This is a genomic window from Emticicia sp. C21 (assembly GCF_003418935.1).
Taxonomy (GTDB): domain Bacteria; phylum Bacteroidota; class Bacteroidia; order Cytophagales; family Spirosomataceae; genus Emticicia.
In genome coordinates, this window is record NZ_QVMT01000004.1 from 397482 (window position 1) to 422370 (window position 24889).

19 protein-coding genes are annotated in these 24889 nt (G+C 39.9%); 12 read left to right on the top strand and 7 right to left on the bottom strand.

What is annotated here, in order from left to right; all coding sequences use genetic code 11:
• Positions 1-36: 36 nt before the first annotated feature.
• Together D0T08_RS12205 and D0T08_RS12210 are read left to right on the top strand one after the other, a co-directional pair.
• The gene (locus D0T08_RS12205) at positions 37-3726 is read left to right on the top strand and encodes a PVC-type heme-binding CxxCH protein (RefSeq protein ID WP_116982921.1); all 3690 of its coding nucleotides are present in this window, start codon (positions 37-39) and stop codon (positions 3724-3726) included.
• 41 nt (positions 3727-3767) lie between these two features.
• On the top strand, positions 3768-4148 hold the full coding sequence (locus tag D0T08_RS12210) for a hypothetical protein (RefSeq protein ID WP_116982922.1): 381 nt from the start codon (positions 3768-3770) through the stop codon (positions 4146-4148).
• Between the two features lie 81 nt (positions 4149-4229).
• On the opposite strand, the gene D0T08_RS12215 is transcribed toward D0T08_RS12210, so the two are convergent.
• Complete coding sequence (locus tag D0T08_RS12215) at positions 4230-4679, bottom strand: GatB/YqeY domain-containing protein (protein WP_116982923.1); 450 nt, start codon at positions 4677-4679, stop codon at positions 4230-4232.
• A 255-nt stretch (positions 4680-4934) separates the two neighbouring features.
• On the opposite strand from D0T08_RS12215, the gene D0T08_RS12220 reads away from it, so the two are divergent.
• Together D0T08_RS12220 and D0T08_RS12225 are read left to right on the top strand one after the other, a co-directional pair.
• Positions 4935-5660: a pyridoxine 5'-phosphate synthase gene (locus tag D0T08_RS12220; protein WP_116982924.1), complete on the top strand. Its 726-nt coding sequence runs from the start codon at positions 4935-4937 to the stop codon at positions 5658-5660.
• 108 nt (positions 5661-5768) lie between these two features.
• Entirely contained in the window at positions 5769-6683 is a 915-nt protein-coding gene (locus tag D0T08_RS12225) for a T9SS type A sorting domain-containing protein (protein WP_229238951.1), read from the top strand.
• Positions 6684-6769: 86 nt separating this feature from the next.
• Here the strand turns inward: D0T08_RS12225 and D0T08_RS12230 are convergent, their stop codons facing one another.
• From D0T08_RS12230 to D0T08_RS12250, 5 genes are all read right to left on the bottom strand, one after another.
• Positions 6770-7462, bottom strand: a complete 693-nt coding sequence (locus D0T08_RS12230) for a molybdopterin-dependent oxidoreductase (protein ID WP_116982925.1) — start codon at positions 7460-7462, stop codon at positions 6770-6772.
• 92 nt (positions 7463-7554) lie between these two features.
• Positions 7555-8889, bottom strand: coding sequence for a GntP family permease (locus D0T08_RS12235; RefSeq protein WP_116982926.1), 1335 nt, complete (start codon positions 8887-8889; stop codon positions 7555-7557).
• 12 nt (positions 8890-8901) lie between these two features.
• Positions 8902-10251 carry a glutamine synthetase family protein gene (locus D0T08_RS12240; RefSeq protein WP_116982927.1) on the bottom strand — a complete coding sequence of 450 codons (1350 nt, stop codon included), beginning with the start codon at positions 10249-10251 and terminating at the stop codon, positions 8902-8904.
• A gap of 68 nt (positions 10252-10319) precedes the next feature.
• Positions 10320-11525 (bottom strand): acetyl-CoA carboxylase biotin carboxylase subunit family protein, encoded by a 1206-nt coding sequence (locus D0T08_RS12245; protein WP_116982928.1) that lies wholly within the window; start codon positions 11523-11525, stop codon positions 10320-10322.
• 348 nt (positions 11526-11873) lie between these two features.
• Positions 11874-12299: a DUF1573 domain-containing protein gene (locus D0T08_RS12250; RefSeq protein ID WP_116982929.1), complete on the bottom strand. Its 426-nt coding sequence runs from the start codon at positions 12297-12299 to the stop codon at positions 11874-11876.
• A gap of 283 nt (positions 12300-12582) precedes the next feature.
• Here D0T08_RS12250 and D0T08_RS12255 point away from each other — a divergent pair, with 283 nt between their 5' ends.
• Positions 12583-15000: a thiamine pyrophosphate-dependent enzyme gene (locus D0T08_RS12255; protein WP_116982930.1), complete on the top strand. Its 2418-nt coding sequence runs from the start codon at positions 12583-12585 to the stop codon at positions 14998-15000.
• Positions 15001-15627: 627 nt separating this feature from the next.
• On the opposite strand, the gene D0T08_RS12260 is transcribed toward D0T08_RS12255, so the two are convergent.
• The gene (locus tag D0T08_RS12260; protein WP_158561255.1) at positions 15628-16272 is read right to left on the bottom strand and encodes a response regulator transcription factor; all 645 of its coding nucleotides are present in this window, start codon (positions 16270-16272) and stop codon (positions 15628-15630) included.
• A 266-nt stretch (positions 16273-16538) separates the two neighbouring features.
• Between D0T08_RS12260 and D0T08_RS12265 the strand changes: the two genes are divergently transcribed.
• The 7 genes from D0T08_RS12265 to D0T08_RS12295 all read left to right on the top strand — a co-directional run bounded on the left by D0T08_RS12265 (position 16539) and on the right by D0T08_RS12295 (position 24811).
• The gene (locus D0T08_RS12265; RefSeq protein WP_116982932.1) at positions 16539-18173 is read left to right on the top strand and encodes a glycosyltransferase family 39 protein; all 1635 of its coding nucleotides are present in this window, start codon (positions 16539-16541) and stop codon (positions 18171-18173) included.
• A gap of 22 nt (positions 18174-18195) precedes the next feature.
• Entirely contained in the window at positions 18196-18582 is a 387-nt protein-coding gene (locus D0T08_RS12270; protein WP_116982933.1) for a VOC family protein, read from the top strand.
• A gap of 80 nt (positions 18583-18662) precedes the next feature.
• Complete coding sequence (locus D0T08_RS12275; RefSeq protein WP_199538149.1) at positions 18663-19436, top strand: type III pantothenate kinase; 774 nt, start codon at positions 18663-18665, stop codon at positions 19434-19436.
• Between the two features lie 24 nt (positions 19437-19460).
• Positions 19461-20312 carry a carboxylating nicotinate-nucleotide diphosphorylase gene (nadC, locus tag D0T08_RS12280; protein ID WP_116982935.1) on the top strand — a complete coding sequence of 284 codons (852 nt, stop codon included), beginning with the start codon at positions 19461-19463 and terminating at the stop codon, positions 20310-20312.
• A 197-nt stretch (positions 20313-20509) separates the two neighbouring features.
• Entirely contained in the window at positions 20510-22132 is a 1623-nt protein-coding gene (locus tag D0T08_RS12285; protein ID WP_229238955.1) for an FAD-dependent oxidoreductase, read from the top strand.
• Positions 22133-22175: 43 nt separating this feature from the next.
• Positions 22176-23195, top strand: coding sequence for a bestrophin family protein (locus tag D0T08_RS12290; protein ID WP_116982937.1), 1020 nt, complete (start codon positions 22176-22178; stop codon positions 23193-23195).
• Between the two features lie 32 nt (positions 23196-23227).
• Positions 23228-24811, top strand: coding sequence for a Na+/H+ antiporter (locus tag D0T08_RS12295; protein WP_116982938.1), 1584 nt, complete (start codon positions 23228-23230; stop codon positions 24809-24811).
• Positions 24812-24889 lie beyond the last annotated feature (78 nt).

Below are 24889 nucleotides of genomic sequence, written 5' to 3' on the forward strand. Positions count from 1 at the left end.
ACTACGAGTAATAAAACTCTGCTATTTTTAACTCTCATGAAAAAAACGTTAATACTCTTGATGCTCTTGCTTTGGCAAGGCGTTCAAGCCCAAAAAGGCCGTCGCTTAGAGATTTTGTTCTTAGGCGATAACGGACATCACCGTCCCATAGAAAGGCTCCCGACATTAATGGCTGCCCTTGGTGCCAAAGGTGTCAATTTTACTTATACTGACCGTCTGGAAGACATCAACCAAAAGAATCTGGCTAAGTATGATGCCCTGATGATTTATGCCAACTGGGACGAAATCACACCAGCGGCAGAAAAAGCCTTATTAGATTATGTGGCATCAGGCAAAGGTATCTTGCCAATTCACTGTGCGTCTTTCTGTTTCAGAAACTCACCTGAGTATGTGAAACTGGTAGGCGGGCAATTCTGGCGTCATAAAATGGATACCATTCAGGCAAAAGTGGTTTTGCCAACTCACCTGATAGTAAAAGATTTGCCAGCTATCAAGTCTTATGACGAAACCTATCTTCATAGCCAATTGCAGCCGGATAATAATGTGCTGATGGTTCGTGAAATTAAAGCTGACCAGAAAGCAGACCGCCCGGAAACTAATATTGAGCCTTATACCTGGACTCGCACTTATGGCAAAGGCCGTGTATTCTATACAGCTTACGGACATGATGATAATACCTGGAGTAATTCCGCTTTTCAACAATTGTTGTACAATGGTATCATCTGGGCAGTTGATGAAGGCGCAAGGTCGGCACATGCAGCTTTGAATCCGAAACCTTTTGAGTATAGAGAAGCTAAATTGCCCAACTACGAAAGACGTCCGGGTGTGCAGTTGCAGCAATTCCCGCTTTCGCCGGAAGAGTCAATGAAGCATATTCAGGTGCCTGTTGATTTTACCTTAGATTTATTTGCAGCAGAGCCGAATGTACAACACCCGATTGCGATGTCATGGGATGAGAAAGGCAGATTGTATGTGCTGATAACCAAAGATTATCCGAACGAAAGAAAAGATACAGGTGGTAGTGACTTTATCCTGATTTGTGAAGATACTAATAAAGATGGTAAAGCAGATAAGTTTACCCGCTTTGCTGAGGGTCTAAGTATCCCAACAGGGATGGTATTTGCCAATGGTGGCCTGATTGTCTCACAAGCACCTGATATGATTTTCCTGAAAGACACCGATGGTGATGATAAAGCAGACGAAAAGAAAATTTTATTCTCAGGATTCGGCACAGGTGATACTCATGCCGGTCCATCGAATTTGCACTATGGATTTGATAACTGGATATGGGGTTGTGTAGGCTATTCCGGCTTTAAAGGTAAAGTAGGTACAGCAGATACCCTAAAATTCGGACAGGCACTATTCCGTTTCAAGCCGGATGGTTCTAAAGTAGAATGGGTAACGAGCACATCTAATAATACCTGGGGAATGGGCTTTAATGAAGCGGGTGATGTATTTGGTTCTACTGCCAATAACTCACATGGCTGGTACATGGCTATTCCGCACAGAAACTTCCTAAATCCGGGTTTTAATACGGATAATGGTAGCCGCTCGACTGATACGCACAAAGACATGAAGCCTATTACAGAAAAAGTAAGGCAGGTGGACGTTTTCGGAGGCTTTACTGCAGCCGCAGGGCATAATTTCTACACTGCGAGGGCATTCCCGAAAAACTACTGGAATCAGATTGCTTTTGTATCAGAACCAACAGGGCATATTCTTCACCAGAACCTGATGGAGAAAAAAGGCACAAACTATGAAGATAAAGAATCATTTAACCTGATGGCAGGCGCTGATGAGTGGTTTTCTCCGGTATTTGCAGAAGTAGGTCCTGACGGTGCAGTTTGGGTGGCTGACTGGTATAGCTTCATTATTCAGCATAACCCTGTGCCAAAAGGATTTGACAATGGTTTGGGTAATGCTTATCAAACCGATTTACGCGATTATACGCATGGACGTATCTATAGAGTAGGTTGGAAAGAAGCACCTGCTTATACTCCTCTTACATTAAGCAAAGACCGTCCGGATGAACTGGTAGCTGCTTTGAAAAACAGCAATATGTTCTGGAGAAGTCATGCACAAAGATTATTGGTAGAACGTGGCAAAACTGATATTGTACCCGCTTTGATTGCTTTGGTAAAAGACCAGTCAGTTGATGAAATCGGTTTGAATACAGCCGCAATACATGCTATCTGGGCATTGAAAGGCCTAGGTGCCATTGAAAGTAATAAAGAAGCACTACAGGCAGTAATCGGCGCGTTAAAACATCCATCATGGGCAGTTCAGAAAAATGCCATTCAGGTTTTACCAAATACACAAAATTCGACAGAAGTTATTTTACAAAATGACTTATTAAATAGCAAAGAGCCAATTATCGTATTAAATGCAGTTCTTGCTTTAAGCGAATTGCCATTAACTCCTGCTTCTGAACAAGCGTTGTTAACGCGTATGGAGCAAGCAACAGAAAGCAACGACCGTTGGTTACCAGATGCTTTTGCCGTTGCCTTAACAAGCCATAAATCAGTTTTATTGAAAAAACATCTGAATAAGCTGACAAGCAGTGCAAGCACCATGCCGATGAATCATGACCACTCGGCTATGAATCATGGTAGTGCAACAGCATCAACTACTAAAGAAGCGCCTAAAGCACTTCCTGCTCCGGCTAATGGGATTGATTTGATAGTGACCAATTTACGTGCAGAGCCAAGTTCTCCTTATGTTCGTGAGGGTATGCGTTATTTTATTGATGTAAAGAATAATGGTAAAGATTCATTGAAAAAAGGCATTGCCGTTGCGCTGAAAGTTGAAATTAGCGGACAAGGACAAAAGTCTACTACCTGGAGCTGGTTTCATAATACAGGTATAGCTGCCGGAGAAACAGTATCTATTGCAAAAAATACCAATGGCCCCTGGGTTGGTGATTTTTATTTCACAACCGATAAAGCAGGTGAATACACTTTCGATGTTACACTTGATTATGAAAATAAAATAGAAGAAAACAACGAGAAAAATAACTATTTCAGCAAGAAGATTACTTTCCAACAGGCACAGAAACTCTCGACATTTGCTTTGGAAAGAGCTGCCAGAAGTTATGCTTCAGTGATGCCTGCTGATACTGTGGCTGCTATGTTGAAAGCCTGGGATAAACTACCTGCAACTGAAAACGTAGCTTTATTAAAAGGGATATCAAGTGGTTGGAACCCTCGCAAGAAAGGCACAGTAAATGCTGATAATCAGAAATTCTTAGCTTCCTTAAGCACAAAGCTGACAGAAACCAATGCTGATAGATTGAGTAAATTATTGGTAGCATGGGGCTTGAAAAGCAGCAATGCTGATGAAGATAAAGATGCTATTGTTATCAATATCAAATCTATTAAAGAAGAAATGAAATTTGATAAGAAAGAGTTTACTGTCAAAGCAGGTAAACCAGTAGTATTGGTATTCGAAAACCCTGATGCGATGCAACACAATATCGTAATTGGCAAGCAGAAGAGCATGGAGATTATCGGCAAAGCTGCCGATAAAATGATTACACAGAAAGATGCTGCCGAGAAAGGGTATGTACCAGGTATCCCACAGGTTATAGCGGCTACTCCTCTGGTGAATCCAAATGAAACCTATCGCTTAAAATTCACTGCTCCTGCTGAAGTAGGAAACTATCCATTCGTATGTACATTCCCAGGTCACTGGCGATTAATGTTCGGTACAATGAAGGTAGTGAAATAAGATTTTGACAAAAGAATACGTTACAATAGATTGTAATTAATTTGGCAAACAGCCCTTCAATTGAGGGGCTGTTTTTGTTTTTTTTTCTATTTTGTTTAATAAAAGAGAAAACACAATGGAATTATGGCGCATATGAGGAAATTCAAGGTAGACAGGAGATGGAAGATGAAATAGAAATATTAATTAAATGCGCATTAGAAGCTTTTCGTGAAGCAATAAGAGAATCAAAAGCTCTTGGCTTAAGAATAAAGTTTATAGAATATAACAAAATTATTGAAGAAAGTCCTAATGGAGAAAGAAGAGTACTTAGAGAACTAGAGAGAGAACCTATTACATACGGCGAGCTGAAAAAGGAACGATTCTACACAGGAAATGAAGAGTATTTTTATTCCAAACTGGTTCAACAAATATGTTCTAAGTAACTTTATCCAGTGAAAAGCTTTTGTATACCAATGCCATGCTTACAATAAGCATGGCATTGCTACAAAGTATAAAAAGATATATTATGCTAAAAGTGCTTTTACATTCGCTGAAATAGCTTTACCATCGGCTAAACCTGCCAATTCCTTCGAGGCTACTCCCATTACTTTACCCATATCCGACGGACCTGAGGCACCTACACGAGCGATAATCTCCTGTAATTTTGCTTTCAGTTCGTCTTCTGATAATTGTTTTGGTAAAAACTCTTCAATGATAGCCAATTCCGCCAATTCTTTATCCAATAGATCAGGACGATTTTGTGTACGATAAATATCTGCCGATTCTCTTCTTTGTTTGGCTGCTTTTGTCAGTAATTTCAACTCATCGTCTGGTGTTAAATCACCAGTTTTCCCCTCTTTGGTCTCTTCTAATAAAATTACTTTTTTAATATCGCGTAAGGCTGTCAGCCTTACCGAGTCACGAGCGAGCATTGCTGCCTTAATCTGTGCGTCAATTTCTGTTTTTAATGCCATTTTGTTGGTAGTTTATTATATATTAGATAGATTATATCCAATTTCTTCTGAACAATACAATTCGTATATTCGTTTCGCAGTGTTAGTAGAAATCAGAAAATTCTTATTTTTACTTCATATATCGGGAACTCAACATTAATTCCAAATAGTTATTAATTCAATTTGGAGAAAGGAAAACGGAACAAGGAAAAAGTAGCCGCTGCGCAGTCTTTTCCGTTCTCCTTTATCCTTGTTCCATTCTCCATCCATAAAATCATGACAAAATTATCAGTAAATATCAATAAAATAGCAACTTTAAGAAATTCTCGTGGCGGAAATATGCCCAACGTGGTAAAAACCGCTATTGATTGCGAGAGATTCGGCGCTCAAGGTATCACAGTGCATCCTCGTCCGGATGAACGCCATATCCGTTATCAGGATGTGTATGATTTAAAGGAAATTGTAACGACTGAATTTAATATTGAGGGAAATCCTACTGAGACGAAATTTATTGAATTGGTATTAGCAAATAAGCCTACACAGGTCACTTTGGTGCCTGATGCACTCAATGCTATCACTTCAAACGCTGGTTGGGATACAATTACCTATCGTGACCGACTGAAAGATTTAGTGGCTACTTTCAAAAGCGCAGGTATAAGGGTATCTATCTTTGTTGATCCTGTCGAACGCATGGTAGAGGGGGCTGCTGAAACTGGTACCGACAGAATTGAATTGTACACTGAGCGCTATGCGCACGTTTATCCTGAAAATAAAGAGGAGGCCATCAGAGACTATGCAAAAGCTGCAAAAGTAGCCGAGCAAGTGGGTTTAGGTGTTAATGCCGGGCATGATTTAAGCCTTGAAAATCTGGCATATTTTAAACAGAATATTCCGAATCTTTTAGAGGTTTCTATTGGTCATGCGCTTATCTGCGATGCACTCTACTATGGCTTAGAAAACACTATTCAATTGTATTTAAGGCAGTTACAAGAGTTTCGTTAACAATTTTTAAGAAACTTTAACAGCCAGAAAACAATACTGTTTGCTATGTTTGTACAGCATTCGACCGGATCTTTTGTTTCAAACAATTATTTCAAACATTATAAAATTATGAAAGCTTCATTCAGTAAGTCTCTAAAAACAAGCCTGCTGGCCTCATTGGCCGTTATTTCTTTCGCTTCTTTTGCACAAGATAAGAAAAAGGACAAAAGTACAACCCGCATCAGAATTGAGCAGGATATTGACGGACAAACAAAAGTTCATGAGAAGAGTTTTGATGTTACCGGATTAACCGACAAGCAAAAAGAGAGTCTGATTCAGAAATATCAGGATTCTGTGATGGCAAAAAATAAAGACAAAGTGCGTGGTACTAAGGTTGAAGTGGAGAGCTTTACTGGTGATGAAAAAGAAAGAGAATTCCGTAATGATAATGGCGATCATTTCAGTTATAATTACGATTCAGAAAGACCTCGCGTAAGAGCTTATAGTCGTGGAAGAAACGGCAATGACAATGAGCATTTTGAATTCCGCAATGATGATAAGGATATTATTATCAAAGACAAACCTCGTGTAAGGGTCTATCGTCGTGATGGCGATAACCATTTTGAAGAGGACTTCAATTTGGATTTAGACATGAAAGATTTCGACTTCGACATGAAAGATCTGAATAATAATCTTAATCAATTGGGTAAAGATTTACAGTTTCAGTTCCGTGACATGCCAGATGTTTTCGGCTTTGATGGTGGTTCTTCCAGCAAAACAGTTCGTGGTTTAAATGTTTATCCGAATAATCCTAAAACTGATGTATTAAATATCCGTTTCAATAGTCAGGAAAAAGGCGATGTATCGATTAAAGTGATGGATTTGAAAGGTAATGTAATAGCCAAAGACGAAATCAAAGATTTCACCGGTGAATATGTTGGTCAGATCAATATCGGGAAGCAAAAAGGTGTAGTATTTGTGATGGTTACGCAAGGAGAAGACGGTACTGTGAAAAGAGTAACGCTTCCGTCAGATAAAGAATAATTCATTAGATTTATAAAGGTTAGAAACACCAAGGCGCCGTATAATTTATACGACGCCTTTTTTATATCTGAATTTATCAGAGCAGATCAACTATATCTATCATTTCTCCACGGGTAGGCAGTATTAGAATAGCCTCTCTCCTCCCAGAAACCCAATTTGTTTTTAGGTAAAAACTGGATTCTTTTTATCCATTTTGAACCCTTCCATGCATATAACTGCGGGGTAATCATTCGTACAGGGCCACCATGCTCTTTAGGTAGAGGTTCGCCATAGACAGTGTGAGCTAGTAGCACATCTGGTTTTAAGGCTTCTTCCATTGATACATTGGTAGTGTAGGTATCATATCCATAGCACATAATATGCGTGGCCGTTTCTTTGGGTTGAACCAAGGCCGCGATATCCATCAATCGAACACCCTTCCAGACCATATCCATTTTTGACCAGGTAGTTACACAATGGAAATCGCTTGTATCTTCGACTTGTGGCAAATCCATAAAGTCGTCCCATTTCAATACAACCGGATTTTCTACATCTCCATCTACTGTCAAGCGCCAGCGGTCGAGGGAAATATCTGGGTGATAACCTAAGTCCAGAACTGGCCATTTCTGGGTGATTGTTTGTCCGACTGGTAATTGAGGCATTCCGTGTCGGTTTATATCTCCTTTCCCCATCGGACGGTCGTCTGCTACCGAAGGGGTATTTTTCATTTTCTCTTCGAAGCGAGCTTTCAGTTTCATTCTCGCATCGATGATTTTATCTAATTTGCTAACCTCTTCCATTTTTATTGTGTTTATTCGGAAGTAAAATAGTATAACATTATTCTGTGCTTTTTAGTTACTTCTTTCAAATTTTCAATATCGCATCAGAGGTATCAAAGATGAGATAGCAGATATATCAGGCAGACAGTAATAATGCTTATGATACCCTGCAAACCCGTAAGAATAGTATGTGTGCGATAAGCATCGCCTTGCGTGAGTCCTGTAAATTGTGATACCACCCAAAACCAGGCATCATTGGCATGAGAAACAGTCATAGCCCCACTCCCTATGGCCATTACTAATAGCGTTAAGTCAAGTGGTTCTGAGAAGCCCATTGATACGAGCAAAGGGGCTAAGATACCTGAGGTGAGTACCATTGAAGTAGTGGTTGAGCCTTGTGCCGTTTTGAAAAAGGCTGCTACCAGAAAAGCAATCAATAAAAAGACTATGCCCGAAGTCTGATTGGCTACTAACCATTCACTCACCATGTCTTTCAAAGATGTTTCTTTGAGTATTGCTCCAAAAGCACCACCTGCGCCTACTAATACCAATGTTGTACCACAATGCTCTATCCCACTCTTGAAACAGGCAAATATTTTCTCAAAGGGTTTTTCAGGAAATAAACTATAAGAGAAAAAGATAGCTATCAGAAACGAAACTAATGGGCTACCCAGAAAACTGAGCCATTTGGTCAATGTTTCGTTCAATTCCAATATCTTGGCAAAGGAGGCGACGGTGATTAACAAAATAGGCAATAGAATAGGCATAAACGCTTTCCAGCCTGCGGGCAAGGTTGTATGATGGGTATTATTCCAGTTCTCTTCGGGGTCTTCGATAATGGCTAAGTTTTTGGCATACTTTTGTGCAAACCAGGTTGACAGAAACAAACTCGGGATAGATACTACCAAACCTACCAGAATAACCAACCCTATTCCATGAGATAGGTTCAAATTACCTGCGGCAGATAATGGGCCGGGAGTTGGCGGTACAAGCGTATGTGTAGCAAAAAGCCCTCCTGATAGGGCAATGGCAATTGTGCCTAGAGGCTTGTTTGTCTTTTTTGCTACAATTTTGTTGAGTTTTGCCAGAATGATAAAGCCAGAATCACAAAAAACGGGTATGCCCACAATAGCCCCGATTACCGACATGGCAAAGGAAGGATATTTTTCACCAAAGAGTTTTAAGATAATATCTGCTACTTTAATGGCTGCTCCTGACTTATCGAGTATTGCTCCAATGACACAGCCCAAAATCACCATCAAGCCAATTTTTGACATCAGTTCGCCAAAGCCTTTGCCAATGGTATCAGCCAGTTTATCAATTGGAAGCCCGGCAAAAATACCAACACCCAAAGCAGCTACTAATAGCCCTACCAAAGGGTGTAGTTTAAACCAGGTTGAGGATAAAATAATGAAAACAATAGCCAGAAAAACAACAAATATAATCATGTAGAGCAGTAATTAAACAATCTCAAAATACCTTTTTAACTCCCAATCCGTCACGACTTTGGCATATTGGCGCCATTCCCAGTCGCGGGTTTGGGTGAAATGGGCTACAAATTTTTCACCAAACAATTCTTTTGCTACTTCTGAGTTTTGCATAGTCTTGGTGGCTTCATCCAGATTTCTAGGTAATACGCCATTGCTTATATCTCTGTATCCATTGCCAATCGTAGCTGGTTGATTGAGTTTTAAGCCTTTGCGGATACCATACAACCCTGTGGCTAAACAAGCAGCCAGAGCAAGATAAGGGTTCGTATCGGAACCCACTACACGGGTTTCAATTCGGCACGATTTTTTGCTGATAGGTAAGGCCCGTAAAGCTACTGTGCGGTTATCTACTGCCCAGGTGAGCGTAGTTGGTGCCCATGCTCCCTCCACCAATCGCTTGTAGCTATTGATGGTTGGAGCTACCATTGGTAAAATATGTGGCAGGCAGTACAATTGCCCAGCCATATAGCTTTGCATCAATTCACTGATGTGGTTGGGGGCTTTTTCGTCGTAAAAGAGATTTGTTTTGGCATCAGCATCCCAAAGACTTTGGTGAACGTGACCGCTACAGCCCGGTAAGTTTTCGTTGATTTTTGCCATAAATGTGGCCATAATCCCTTGCTGATAAGCTATTTCTTTTACTGAGGTTTTAAAGAGTAATGCTCTATCGGCAGCACTTAATACATCGGAATAGGTAATGGCGGCTTCATAAACACCCGGGCCTGTTTCAGTGTGTAGCCCCTCTAATGGAATATCAAACTTAGCCAGATGCTCGAATAAGGCCGTCATATAATCGTTTTTCAGTGTGCTTCTCAGAATTGAATACCCAAACATACCCGGAGTCATGGGTGTAAGATTCTGGAAACCTTTGGCATTGGCCGATACTGGGGTTTCCTCAAAATTGAACCATTCAAACTCCTGTGAGAAAAAAGGTTTAAAACCTGCTTGCTCTGTCTCGGTTATTACTTTTTTTAACACATTTCTCGAGCATATTTCGGCCGCATCTTCGATAAACTCGCCTAAGAAAAACGGAATATCATTTTCCCACGGAATTTTGCGGAAAGTAGATAGGTCTAATTTGACTTTGGCATCAGGGTAGCCAGAATGCCAGCCCGTAAAATCGGTATTATCATAGCAAATGTCGGCCATATCCCAGCCCAGTACCACATCACAAAAGCCTAAATCTCCCTCAATTACAGATTGAAATTTTTGTTTGCTGATATATTTACCTCTTAAAATTCCATCAATATCGGCAACAGCCAGTTTCACCTTTCCAGATGGGTGTGAATTTACGTAGTCAATTATTTCTTGTGTAGTCATGTTAGGTTTGAATTATAGATGGTGTTTACTTTCAGATAATACAGCCAGATTAACAATCCGTACTACTATTAATGCACAGGCTTGTCAGGTGCCGGAGCAGAGGCATGGTAACCTAAATCCCGAATCATCAAGGCATATTTTTCCATAAGTTCTAAAACTCTTTCGCGGCTTCTTGAGCGAACAATTAAGCCTATATGATATTCGTCATTCATTTTCCAGACTACTTCGGGGTCGTTAAAAGGCGCATAATCAGGCCATTGGTGGGATGATAATGAGATAATAATGCCTGAATAATAATCATCGACCGGAGGTAGTTCGTAAGTTCCGTCGGTAGCAACGGCCGTTTCTATTTTTGCCCATTCGCGCCAAAGATTAATTCCGGAAGAGTATTCTACCATTTCGGCCAGATTGGCTCCTCCTACCCTGGATGCAGTTTCAAGGAAGTAGAATTTCCCGTCTTCATGGCACTTGATTACCTCAGTATGTGAAGCGCTGAACTTCATGCCAAAGGCTTTCATTACCTGGTCGTTTACTTTTTTAAGAGCCTTTTCATCTTTTGAATCGTGCTCTACCGTAACCGAGCGGAAGATTCCTCCACCATGCGCTACTTCAAAAGGTGTATTGAGATACTGGCTGCATCTTGAAAAAATCACTTTGCCGCCAACCGTAAGCGAATCCACATGATATACATCTCCCGGTTTAAATTGCTCAATCAAATAATTATGTCTTTCTTCTCCTAAACTATGGATGGTATCCCAGGCTTCCTGAAAACTATGTACTTTTTTGATACCTGCCGCCGATGCTTCTGAACGTGGTTTAATAACCCATGGAGCGGAAGTAGCGTTGAGGTATTCAGTAATATCAACATCATGAAAAAGAGGGCTGAAAGGAGGCACATTAATACCTGCATGCTGGGCCTGTACACGCATAGCCAGTTTATCGCGAAAATATCGGGCGGTTGTTTGTCCCATGCCCGGTATTCTGAAATGCTCACGGGCAAGTGCTGCTTTTTCTACATCAAAATCATCTAATGCTACAATACGGTCTATTTTCTTGCTGCGCATCAGATGCGCCAGACCTTTGATGATGTTGCCATAGGTATCAAAGGTATTATCAATATTTTCTAAATAAAATGTCTCGTCTATCGACTCCCACGGCCAGTCCTTATTTTCAAGCTTTTTATTGGTTAAGAGATAAACGGTGTTTCCTTCGGCTTTACAAGATCTCAGAAACTCCATTCCTTTATAATACGTACAAATGCAAAGAAAATTCATAAGGCAAGGCTTTTAGTTTATGATTTAGTTTTATTGGGTTAGGGAAACTTGTTAAACCAATGTTCGTTGAATTAAAGCGAATAGAAACGGTCCGCCATCGCGGTTGCCGTCTAAGATAACAAAGGTATTTTTTTGCATTCATAGCCGGAATTAAGTTCGGCTTACATGTATATCCTTTGTACGTATTTCATAAAACAGTTCCCAATTCGATATTCGATATTTTTTTTCACTTAGGCAAGTTCATACAGCAATGAAATTAAAAATTTATCGATTGGTGTGATTCAAACACAAAGAAGCCACCTGCTGTTGAGCAGATGGCTTCCTGTTAAAAGAATATATTCTCTAGAATTATGCTTTTTTCTTACCGTTTGGCGACGAAGCAGGTGCAGAAGGTGCCGCTGATGGAGCAGTCACTTCACCTTTGATTGTAAGGATTACTGTTGCGTTTTCAGCGTTGCTGGTAACAGTAATGGTTTTTGTAAATGCACCTGGACGACCTGATGTATTATAACCTACTTTTATAGTACTTTTAGCACCTGGCATGATTGGATCTTTAGACCACTCAGGTGTAGTACAACCACATGAAGCAGCAGCGTTTGAGATAACAACCGGAGCAGTACCTGTGTTTGTAACTTCGAAGCTATAAGTTGCTAGTGGGCCTTCAGATACTTTACCGAAATCATGTACTTCTTTATTGAATTTTAATACTCCTTGAGCTTGTACAGCTGCTACAAATGCAAAAACTACCGCAATTGTTGAAATTAATTTTTTCATTAGATTTAAATAATTTAAAGTTTAAAATAAATTCTGTTCTATTAGTAAAGCTTATTTCTAACGCAAATAAATAATAAATACCATATATATACCAAATATTTAACAACTCATTAACAAAACTCTTTCATGCTTGGTTTTTTTTGAAAAAGAAATATTTTCGCTTAACTTTACATCATAATTAGTTAGTATGACAACTAATTTCAGTTTTATTAGTTGAGTAAGGTATATTTACAATTTTTTGTATGGATTGGCCTTCTTATTTTAACCATTCAAAATTGAAAGCATGACTGGAGCATCAGACCTAATTACCTCAACAGATGTTTTATTAACTAAAGAAGAAGTTTTAAATGATTACCGAATTGCCTGCGAAAGTCGCGAGGTTAGTACTATAGGCCGGAAAGATGTGTTCATGGGGCGTGCTAATTTCGGGGTATTTGGCGACGGCAAAGAACTGGCTCAGATAGCCATGTCAAAGGTTTTCAGAAAAGGTGATTTTCGTTCAGGATACTATCGCGATCAAACATTTTTAGCTGCTGTTGATGGCCTTACCTGGCAACAATTCTTCGCTCAATTATACGCTCACCCGGATCTTAATCACGACCCATTCTCTGCAGGCCGCTCGATGAATGCGCACTATGGCAACAGGTGGATTGACGACAACGGAGAGTGGCTTAACCAGACTGAATTATACAATACTGTTAGTGATGTGTCTTCTACGGCCGGACAAATGCCCCGTGCTATCGGGCTGGGCTATGCTTCCAAGCTATTCAGACAAAATCCTGATTTACAATATCTGACCAAGTTTTCAAGAAACGGAAATGAGGTTTGTTTTGCCACTATCGGCGATGCTTCTACCTCGCAAGGGATGTTTTTTGAAGCAATCAATGCAGCAGGCGTTTTACAGATACCTGTCATTTTCTCAGTTTGGGACGATGGCTACGGTATCTCGGTGCCGATTGAATACCAGACTACCAAAAGCAGTATTTCGGAAGCGTTGGCCGGATTCCAGAGAAAAGATGGTTCTAATGGAATAGAAATTCTGGTGGCCCGTGCCTGGAATTATGTGGAACTGATAGAAACTTATCAGCAGGCGGCAATTTATGCCCGCGACCAGCATGTGCCGGTTCTGGTGCATGTAATAGAGGTTACACAACAATTAGGACACTCTACTTCCGGCTCTCACGAGCGCTATAAATCGAAAGACCGGTTGAATTTTGAGCATGAGTATGACTGTAATCTGCATCTGAAAGAATGGATTTTATCAAATGGTTATGCGACAGAAGAAGAGATAAAAGAAGTTGAAACAAAAGCCAAAGAAACTGCTCAAAAATCGCGCAATGCGGCCTGGTCGGCCTATAGAGGGTCAATCAAACCTGATGTAGAGATTGCTACTCAACTGCTGAAAAAAGCAGGAACAGAAAGCAAGCATGCGGATGCCATAGCAAAATTAAGAGAGGAGTTAGAGCATACGCCAAACCCTGTTCGCAGAGAATTGATTAGCTTGATTAAAAAAGCACTGGTAATCATACGTCAGGAAGAAATTCCTGCAAAAAAGGCTATTATTAGCTGGCTTGGACAAGCAGCTTCTGAAAATAAAGAACGCTATAATACGCATCTGCTCAGTGAGTATCCTACCTCACCCATGTATGTGAAGGGTATTGCGCCTGAATACGATGAGCGTAGTGTAGATTTAAGTGGACATGACATTATTAATAATTACTTCAATCTATTATTGGCTCGTGACCCCAGAGTATTTGCTTTGGGTGAAGATGTAGGCAAAATAGGTGATGTAAACCAGGGTTTTGCCGGATTACAGGAAAAGTATGGAGAACTACGCGTAACTGATGCTGGTATTCGTGAAACTACGATTATCGGACAGGGTATTGGCGCGGCCATGCGTGGTTTACGCCCGATTGTAGAGATTCAGTATTTTGATTATATCTATTACGCGTTGGCTACGCTGACTGATGATTTAGCTTCGCTTCGTTATAGAACGGTAGGCGGTCAATTAGCGCCTTTGATTGTTCGTACCCGTGGACACCGTCTAGAGGGAATCTGGCACTCAGGTTCACCGATGTCGGCTATGTTAGGCTCACTGCGTGGAATCCATGTATTGGTACCTCGCAATTTTGTACAGGCTGCAGGATTTTATAATACTATTCTTAAAGGCGATGACCCTGCATTGATTATTGAGTGCCTGAATGGGTATCGGATTAAAGAAAAAATGCCTAAAAACCTTTCAGAAGTTTGTGTGCCATTGGGCATACCAGAGATTCTGAAAAAAGGAGATGATATAACTGTAGTTACTTATGGCTCTATGTGTAGAATTGTGATGGAAGCTGCTACTCAGTTAGAGCAGGTAGGTATTCATATAGAAGTAATTGATGTGCAGTCGCTACTGCCTTTTGATATTAATCATAGCATTGTTGAGTCAATTAAGAAAACCAATCGGGTGATTTTTGCAGATGAAGATGTACCCGGTGGTGCTTCGGCCTTTATGATGCAGGAAGTACTTGATGGACAACAAGCCTACCGTTGGTTAGATTCTGCGCCAAAAGCTATTGCAGCGCAGGCGCACCGCCCGGCTTATGCGGCCGATGGTGATTATTTCTCGAAACCTAATGCAGAAACGATTTTTGATGCAGTTTATGAAATGATGCATGAGGCGAAGCCAAAAGACTTTCCGGATTTATATAAATAAATTCTTACTGTGGGGTTAATTGCGATTCGAACCGAGCGATTGTTGCAATAGTAGGATATGCCTTATGTTATTTTGTTTTCATCGTCTCGGGTTGTTACTTTTTTGAGCTGCAAAAAAGTAACCAAAAAAGCAGCCATCATTTAAACTCGTACAATTAAAAACCTGTAATATCTCTTATTTACGCATAATACATCTCTCGGTTTTTAATCGTACTCAAACAGAAAATGATGTTTTAAGGTTACAATTTTTAGTTGTTATTTTTAAATTGTTATAACTTCAGATGGTCTTTTTTATGTCAGAAAGGTGGTTAATAATTTAACCGTATGGTAAGAATAGACTCAGATTAAGAAATAAGATTTTACTAAGGAGAAACGCAGGCACTATGTTTGCGTTTTTTTGTTTGGTAGGCTCCCTAAAAAAGGCAAAGGGGGCAAAATCTGTCCCCCGATGAACCCAAAACAACTTTTGCTGTGACTAAAAAAGTGAGTTTTTTAGTTAAGTGTGCGATTTCTATATAATTTGCGGATATAACAATAGTCATAATGACTACTGAGTCTCTTAAATTATACAAATCGCTTATTACCAGACACTTACTAAATATTAAAATATCTTTAGAAATGAAATATCTTAAATAATCCCTGTTAGCTTACATAAATGAATCAAGGCCGTGGTATCACGTGTGCCGGTTCTTGCGAGCATGTTCCGACGATGATTATCTACTGTATTTGGACTAATGTCTAAAACGCCGGCAATTTGCTTTGTGTTCAGACCTTTTATTATATATTTCAAAACTTCTTTTTCTCTTTCAGAAAGAATCTCCTGCTCTACAGTTTTATTTTCCCCAGAATGATAGAAAAAAATCCTCTTTTCTTCTTTTCCTAAAACCCCTCTTATCCAATAATCATCTCCTTTCATCAAATGGGTAATGTCCTGAAGAGAAAGAAAAAGTAACAACGGTTTACCTTCTGCATCTAATTCCAGGGGCAAGGCACTTATATGCCATTTCATTGTTTCCTTTGACTTATTATAGAATTTTACTCCCCAACAGTTAAAAAAGTGTTCAACTCCATAATTTTTCGGAATGTTCTTAAGTACCTTTTGTATCCAGGTAGCAAAAACATTAAGAAGAGAGGCATGTTCAGGAGCTAATAGTGATACAAAACTCAAAGTTATGTTTTCACCTAACTCTTTTCTGTTATAGCCTGTAAAGGTAGTAATATTTTTGCTAATATTTACTATTTTAAAATTTTTTATATCAAAAATTAATGTCAATGCCCCCTGATTCTGGTTGAATAAACTAAAAATAGCTGTTTGGGTAAGGTATTTTTCATAATTAATATCAACCGAGTTCTGATAATGCTTATTAATCGTTTCTCGTAATCTTAACAAATTGTTCTCTATTTCCCGCGACAATAACATAATACCTATAGCATTTACAATTAAAGTGTTTTTCTTTCATAGCATCATTGTTTGATGGTTGAGATGAATAGGCAATACTATCTTTTTGCTTACCTTTGGCAAAAAAATATCCTTTTTGAATGCGTATTCAAATTCAGCAAAAATATTACCCACTTATTGTCTTAGCTCTTGGAGTTGTTTTCTTCTTTCCTTTCTTAGGAAATGTTCATTTGTTTGACTGGGACGAAATTAATTTCGCCGAATCCGCCAGAGAAATGATTCTCACCGGAAACTACAGCAAAGTTCAGATTGATTATAAGCCCTTCTGGGAAAAGCCTCCGCTCTTCTTCTGGATGCAGGCTGGAGCAATGCAGTTATTGGGCATAAATGAGTTCGCAGCACGCTTCTCAAATGCCTTCATTGGTTGTATTACTCTTTGGGTTCTTTTTTTAATTGGCAAAAGTATCCGGAATGCTAACTTTGGATTAATCTGGGCTTTAATCTATTTAGGTTCTTTTACTCCCCATTTGTATTTTAAATCCGGCATCATAGATCCGACATTTAATCTGTTTATCTTTCTGGGGATTTATTTCTCCTATAGGGCTCAAACCAAGCCAAAATATATATGGCTATCCGGCATATTCATTGGCCTATCAATACTTACAAAAGGTCCGGTTGGCGGACTGATATGGGGATTGACAGCAATTTCGTATTGGATACTTTATAACAAATTTACTAAACTTTTTACATTTAAACAAATCCTGTTTTTTTCGATCGCTTGTATCGCCGTTGCTTCTCTATGGTTTGCTAACGAATTGATACGCAATGGCTTCTGGTTTTTTCAGGAGTTTATCGAGTATCAGATACGCTTATTTAGTACGCCTGATGCTGGGCATGGACAACCTTTTTACTACCATTTTGTAGTGGTACTATTAGGTTGCTTTCCGATGTCAATTTTTGGTATTCCAGCCCTGGCTTCCCGGCAGGACGGTTTTGGCAAATGGATGAAAATTACTTTCTGGGTGGTCATGATTTTATTCAGTATTGTTACTACAAAAATCGTCCATTACTCTTCTATGGCCTATTTTCCACTTTCATTCATGGCTGCCAGCTTTTTATATGACTGGCTGAGCGGCAAAAAAACGTGGAGCAAGTGGCTAACATTCGGACTGATTTTGATAGGCTCGCTATTCTCGCTTTTGTTGGTTGCAGTACCTCTGGCAGGTATGAATACAGCAAAGATTATCCCTTATATAAAAGACCCTTTCGCCGTAAAAAACCTGAATGCAGTTGTCCACTGGAGCGGCTTCGAGCTTTTAATAGGACTTACGTATTTTATTATACTTTTGGTTTTAATTTTAAGAAAAAAAGATTCAACTGAAAGAAAATGGACGTTTATAAGTGGCATTACACTTGCAACTGCCTTATGTCTTTTTGTATTCGGGGCGGTGGTTGTTCCTAAAATTGAACGCTATACCCAAGGCGCAGCCATTGATTTTTATGAATCGAAGCGTGGGCAGGATGTGTATGTTGGTGTAATCGGTTTTAAAAGCTTTGCCCATTTGTTCTATTTTCAGAAACAACCGAATAGTGCGCCTGCTTCAACGGCTCAAATGACACAGGATGAATTTGGTCAATGGTTGCTGAATGGGCCGGTAGATAAACCTGTATTTTTTGTTACACGGTTTGATAGATACGAAGACTTTAAAAACCATCCGAATCTTGAATTTATTGACGAAAAGAATGGCTTTGTATTTCTGAAACGAAAAAATTGATAAATAATCAACACAATCTCTTATGAACTTAAATCAGATAACCATCCCCGTCAGCAATATTGAGCAATCGATTGAATTTTATGAAAAACTTGGGTTAAAGCTCATTGTCAAAGACGTGCATTATGCAAGGTTTGAATGCATGCAGGGAGATAGTACTTTCTCTATCCACCAGGCCGAGACTATCCCTGCTGATACAGGTGTCTGGATTTATTTTGAGGTGGAAGATGTAGACGATAAAATCAGTGAACTGCTACGTAAAGGCTTTGTAATTGAAGAATTGCCTATGGATAAACCGTGGCTATGGCGTGAAGCCCGAATAAAAGATCTGGATAATCATTTGTTGATTATTTATCATGCTGGTGAGACTCGGAAGAATCCACCGTGGCGAATTAATGAACAACCGCTATAATCCTATTAATTCTTAATGAAAAATTTTGAGAGATTGATAAGATTTTGCAAACTTTGGCTTCCAAACTTAACATTTACCTCTTGAATAATTTATTAGTTATAGATGTCGGTAATACCGATGCAACTTTCGGGATTTATGAAGTCAAAACGCTGCTTCATCAGTTCAGGATAAAGTCGCTGAAAGACGAAAATTACGTCTTTTTTGAATATCGTTTCCGGCAATATTTCTTAGAAAACCGTCTGCGATTTTCTGACATTACTAAAGTTGTTCTGAGTAGCGTGGTTCCTCCCCTTACTCCTATCTTTAAGCGATTGATTAACAATATGTTTGGTATTGAGCCAATCATCGTTAATGCCCATATTTTCCCATCTATTGAGATTTCGATTGATAATCCGAATGAAATCGGGAGTGATTTAGTGGCCAATGCCGTAGCCGCCTTTACCAAATACAAACGCAATTGCGTAGTAGTTGACTTTGGTACCGCCCTGACTTTTACGGTAATCTCAGGCAAAGGGAAAGTTTTAGGGGTATCTATCGCACCGGGTTTAAGAACAGCCGTAAAAGCTTTGTTTGCTAATACAGCTCAATTACCTGATGTTCCATTGGAAATACCAACCTCTGTATTAGGCAAGAATACAGTACATTCCATTCAGGCAGGTATTCTATGGGGTTATGAAGGTTTGGTAAAAAATATGATTCAGAAAATACGGGCAGAACTCAATGGAGATTGTATAGCCATTGCTACAGGAGGGCTTTCGTCTATTATTTCAACACTCCACGGTGAGTTTGTAGAGGTAAATCGTGAACTGACTTTAGAAGGACTCAGAATTATCGGAGAATCGCACACATCATAAAAAACGCCCTTGGGGCTTAAGACTATGGAGATAGACAAAAGAGTGCTTAATAAATTTATTAAAAATGCCTTAGCAGAAGACGTAGGTGATGGCGACCACACTTCTTTATCAACCATTCCGGCTGATGCGATGGGTAAAGCAAGGCTTCTGGTAAAAGACAACGGCATACTGGCAGGTATTGAGTTGGCCAAGATGATTTTCAAAGCCGTTGATAAGGATTTAAAAGTGAAGGTTTTAATTAAAGACGGTGCGCCCATTAAATTCGGAGATGTAGCCTTTTTTGTGGAAGGAAGAGACCGCTCTATTCTTACTGCCGAGCGTCTGGTATTGAATTGCATGCAACGCATGAGTGGCATTGCTACCACCACCAATCAGGTAGTGAAGTTATTGGAAGGCACTAAAACAAAAGTGTTAGATACGCGTAAAACCACACCGGGTTTCAGAATGTTAGAAAAATGGGGAGTCCAGATTGGCGGGGGTGTGAATCATCGTTTCGGATTGTTTGATATGATTCTGATTAAAGATAATCATGTAGACTATGCCGGAGGTATCAAAAATGCCTTAGATGCGGCACATAATTATCTGAAGAGCACTAACAGAAATCTGGATATCGAGATTGAAGTGAGAAATTTAAGTGAGTTGCAAGAAGTGCTGAACATTGGTGGTGTAGTGCGTATCATGGTTGATAATTTCAGTTATGCAGATATAAGACAAGCCGTAAAAATGGTAGATGGCAGATATCCGATTGAAGCATCTGGTGGTATTTCCCCATCGAATGTAAGACAATATGCCGAATGTGGGGTTGATTATGTGTCTTTGGGCTATCTTACTCATTCGGCTAAAAGCCTGGATTTGAGTTTGAAAGCGGTTAAATAAGCACCTATTTTGGAATTAAAATGTGTATTAGCAGTTATACTTTCAAGAAGTATAACTGCTTTTTTTATGTCAGATGATTAATCTTGTTTTTTCAATTTCACAATTTATTTAATAAATTACCACCTTATTCACTATCCGTCTATTTATAATCAACCTCTATGAAAAAAATCTCACTCTTTATCTGGCTCATCGGAGTCATGATTATTTTTCCGGGTTATACTCCTTCTAAAACAACAACTGCTAAAACTTATAAAGCCGATGTAATTATTTACGGAGGTACATCTTCGGCAATTACTGCAGCTGTGCAGGTGAAGAAAATGGGCAAATCTGTCATTGTGGTATCGCCTGATACACACTTAGGTGGGCTTTCGTCAGGAGGCCTGGGCTTTACTGATACAGGTAATAAAGAAGTAATTGGTGGTTTATCCCGTGAGTTTTATCAGCGTTTATATACCCACTATCAGAAACCGGAAACATGGAAATGGCAGAAAAAAGAAGAATTTGGTAACAAAGGGCAAGGTACACCCGCCATAGATGGTACTAACCGCACCATGTGGATTTTTGAACCCCATACTGCCGAGCAGGTTTTTGAAGATTTTGTAAAAGAATATCAATTAACGATTTATAGAAACGAATGGCTTGACCGCTCGAAAAAAGGGATTAACAAGCAAGGCACAAATATCCGTTCGTTCCGCACGTTGAGTGGGAATATATATGAAGGACAAATGTTTATTGACGCTACCTATGAAGGCGATTTAATGGCCGCTGCTGGTGTATCTTACCATGTAGGACGTGAAGCCAATAGTGTGTATGGTGAAAAATGGAATGGGGTACAGACAGAAGTTTTTCAACATGGGCATCATTTCAAAAGCAAGATAAGTCCATATAAAATACCAAATGACCCAAAGAGTGGTTTGTTGCCGGAAATTTCAGCTGCCCCTCCGGGAGAATATGGTATGGGCGATAATAAAATACAGGCATATTGTTTCAGAATGTGTTTGAGTAATAGCCCTGATAACCGGATTCCATTTACCAAACCACAAGGTTATGACCCCGCCCGTTATGAATTATTGGCACGCGTATTTGCTTCCGGTTGGAGAGAAACTTTTGATAAATACGATCCGATTCCAAATCGTAAAACCGACACTAACAATCATGGGCCTTTCAGTACGGATTATATCGGTAAAAACTACGACTATCCGGAAGCCAGTTATGAGCGTAGGAAACAAATCATCAAAGACCATGAGCTATACCAGAAGGGCCTGATGTATTTCTTGCAGAATGACCCGAGTATCCCGGCCGATGTGCACGAAAAAATGCAACAATGGGGCTTACCTAAAGATGAATTCAAAGACAATGGCGGCTGGCCGCACCAACTGTATATCCGAGAGGCTCGTCGTATGGTTGGGGAGTTTGTGATGAAAGAAGCTGATGCATTGGGTAAAACTAAAGTACCTAATTCGGTAGGTATGGGTTCTTATTCTTTAGACTCACATAATATTCAACGCTATGTAAAGCAGGATGGTTATGTGCAGAATGAAGGAGATATTGGCGTGCATCCTGATAAACCTTATTCTATTGCCTATGGGTCTATCCTACCCAAAGCCAATGAATGTACTAACTTATTGGTATCTGTTTGTGTATCAAGCTCACATATTGCCTATGGTTCTATCAGAATGGAACCTGTATTTATGATTCTTGGGCAATCAGCAGCAACGGCTGCAGTATTGGCCATCAACAATAAAGTTACGCCACAGGCATTGCCTTATACCACGCTGCAAGCTGAGTTATTGAAAGACAAACAACGTCTGGAGTTTTAGTACTGATAACTTTTAAAAACACACAAAACCCTATAGCACTGCCATGCTTGTAAGAAAAAACATTACCCTTAAAGGCATATTCGAATTTGCCGGACATCATATCTGGTGGTTGAGCACTTATATGCTTATTATTTCAGTGTTGTATAAAGTCGCGGGTTGGCATTGGATTTCCATTCCGTGGTTGCCTGTTTCGTTGATTGGTACGGCTGTGGCTTTTTATGTGGGCTTCAAGAATAATCAGTCTTATGACCGGATATGGGAGGCTCGTAAAATATGGGGTGCTATTGTGAATAGTAGCAGAAGTTGGGGTGCCATGGTTGATGCGTTTATTAAAAACAAAGACTTACCAGATGAGGAAATCAGGCAGATTAAAACCAAATTGATTTATCGCCACATTGCATGGCTTTATATTCTGAGAGAGCAATTGCTGGTTCCAACGCCCTGGGAGCATATTAGTTTGAATCCTCTTTTCAGGAGGTTAGCCCTTCGGCGGAGAGAACAGGGTGGTGTGGGGCTGTTTAAAGATTATCTGACTGAAGAACAGAAGGAAAAATATTTTGCTGATGCCGGACAATGGGAATCTGCGGCCAATAAAGCTACACAAATCATTCGTCTGCAATCACATTTGTTGGCCGACCTTGAAGAGAAAGAATGCCTGCACATGCGTAAGCAGTTGGATATGCAAAAAGTGTTGGGCGATTTTTTTGACCATCAAGGTAGAGCTGAGCGTATTAAAAGGTTTCCATTACCACGCCAGTATGCTAATCTGAGTTTTATCTTTAATTGCATGTTTATTTTTCTATTGCCTTTAGGTACAGTTGCCGAGTTTGCGAAACATGGTGAAGTAGGTGTCTGGTTAATGATTCCCTTTGGAACTTTAGTGGGCTGGATATACGTAGTAATGGAGTTGATTGGCGACTATTCTGAAAATCCTTTTGAGGGGTTCGGAACCGATGTACCTATGCTTTCGATATGCCGTACAATAGAAATTGATTTATTGCAAATGCTGGAAGAAACCGACCTTCCGAAACCTATACAAGCGGTTAATGATGTGCTGATGTAAGCACATTTTTGAAAAAAGAACCTATTATTTTAATGCATAACACTTTACCCTTTTTACTGGCTATGGTAGCCGCGGTAGTTCTACTGGAAATGTGGGCTACCAAACTAAGAATTGCTTACCCTATATTATTAGTAGTGGCTGGGTTATTGGTGAGTTTTATTCCAGGCTTGCCTGTCGTAAAAATCGACCCCGACCTTATCTTTTTCATTTTCTTACCGCCTTTGCTGTTTGAAGCCGCCTGGTCTATTTCATTCAAAGAGATGAAAAAATGGTGGCGTATCATTGGCAGTTTTGCTTTTCTGGTGGTGTTCTTTACGGCCTTATCAGTAGCCTTAATTACCAATCATTATATCCCAACTTTTACACTTGCTCTGGGTTTTCTCCTGGGTGGTATTGTGTCACCTCCGGATGCCGTAAGCACGGGAGCTATTACGAAATTTGTAAAAATTCCAAGGTCTACCTCTACCATTTTAGAAGGAGAAAGTTTGTTGAATGATGCGTCTTCACTGATCATATTCCGCTTTGCCATGATAGCAGTCGGCACAGGTCAGTTTGCGTGGCAGTGGGCTACTATGAGCTTTATGTGGATGGTGATTGGTGGAGCAGGGATTGGCTTAATAGTGGCGTGGTTATTTGTACAGGCTCATAAAATACTCCCTACTGATGCTTCATCAGATGTGGCTTTAACATTGATTGAACCTTATTTTATGTACTGGATAGCCGAACAGTTTCATGCTTCGGGTGTGCTGGCTGTAGTAAGTGGTGGGTTATATATGTCTGCTAAAAGATTAGTCTTTTTAAACAGCGCCAGCCGAATTATGGGATACAGCGTATGGGAAAGTTTCATCTTCATTTTGAATGGCATTGTCTTTCTTATTATTGGCCTTGGACTCCCGGATATTGTAGCTGGACTACGTTCGGAAGGAACTCCTTTAAGTACTGCTATTAGCTATAGTTTATTAGTAACAGTTACCCTGATTGTAGCTCGTATCATCAGTTCTTATGCCGCTATGGCAGCCACACTTATTTTCCGTCCGAGTGTAGCATCACGCGTATTTACAGGAAAAACAAGTCTTTTAACCCCGCTCCTACTCGGTTGGACAGGGATGCGTGGCGTGGTATCGTTGGCTGCTGCGTTAGCCATACCTGTTACTTTAGACAGCGGCATGGCTTTCCCTCATAGGAACCTGATTCTGTTTATCACTTTTGTAGTGATACTGCTTACACTCTTAATACAAGGACTAACACTACCTTATTTCATCAAACGTATGGCTTCTATAAGTGCAGTATTTAAAGTAGAATCAGATGAAGAAACCAGGAGACAAATGAAACAGGGCTTGAAACAACATGTGTATGAGGTTCTTAAAAATAAGTATGATAATGAATTGAACGGCCATGCGGGCATGGAGAAGTTTATGAAACACTGGGAAGAAAGAACGAAAGCTACCGATGACAGTTGGATGAATGAAAAAGCAAAAGTTATTTTTGTAGAACTACTCGAAAGCCAACGCCAATACCTGACCGAACTCAACAAAGACCCAAAGATAGACGAAGAAATCATCCGCCAGCAATTGTATCAATTGGATCTGGAGGAGGAACGGTTGAGAGTTATTTAAGAGTAGTATAATTTTGGGATGTAGCACATGTCTGTGGCGTGAGGTCGTCAACGGTCGGTTGCTGCTGTTCGAATCTTG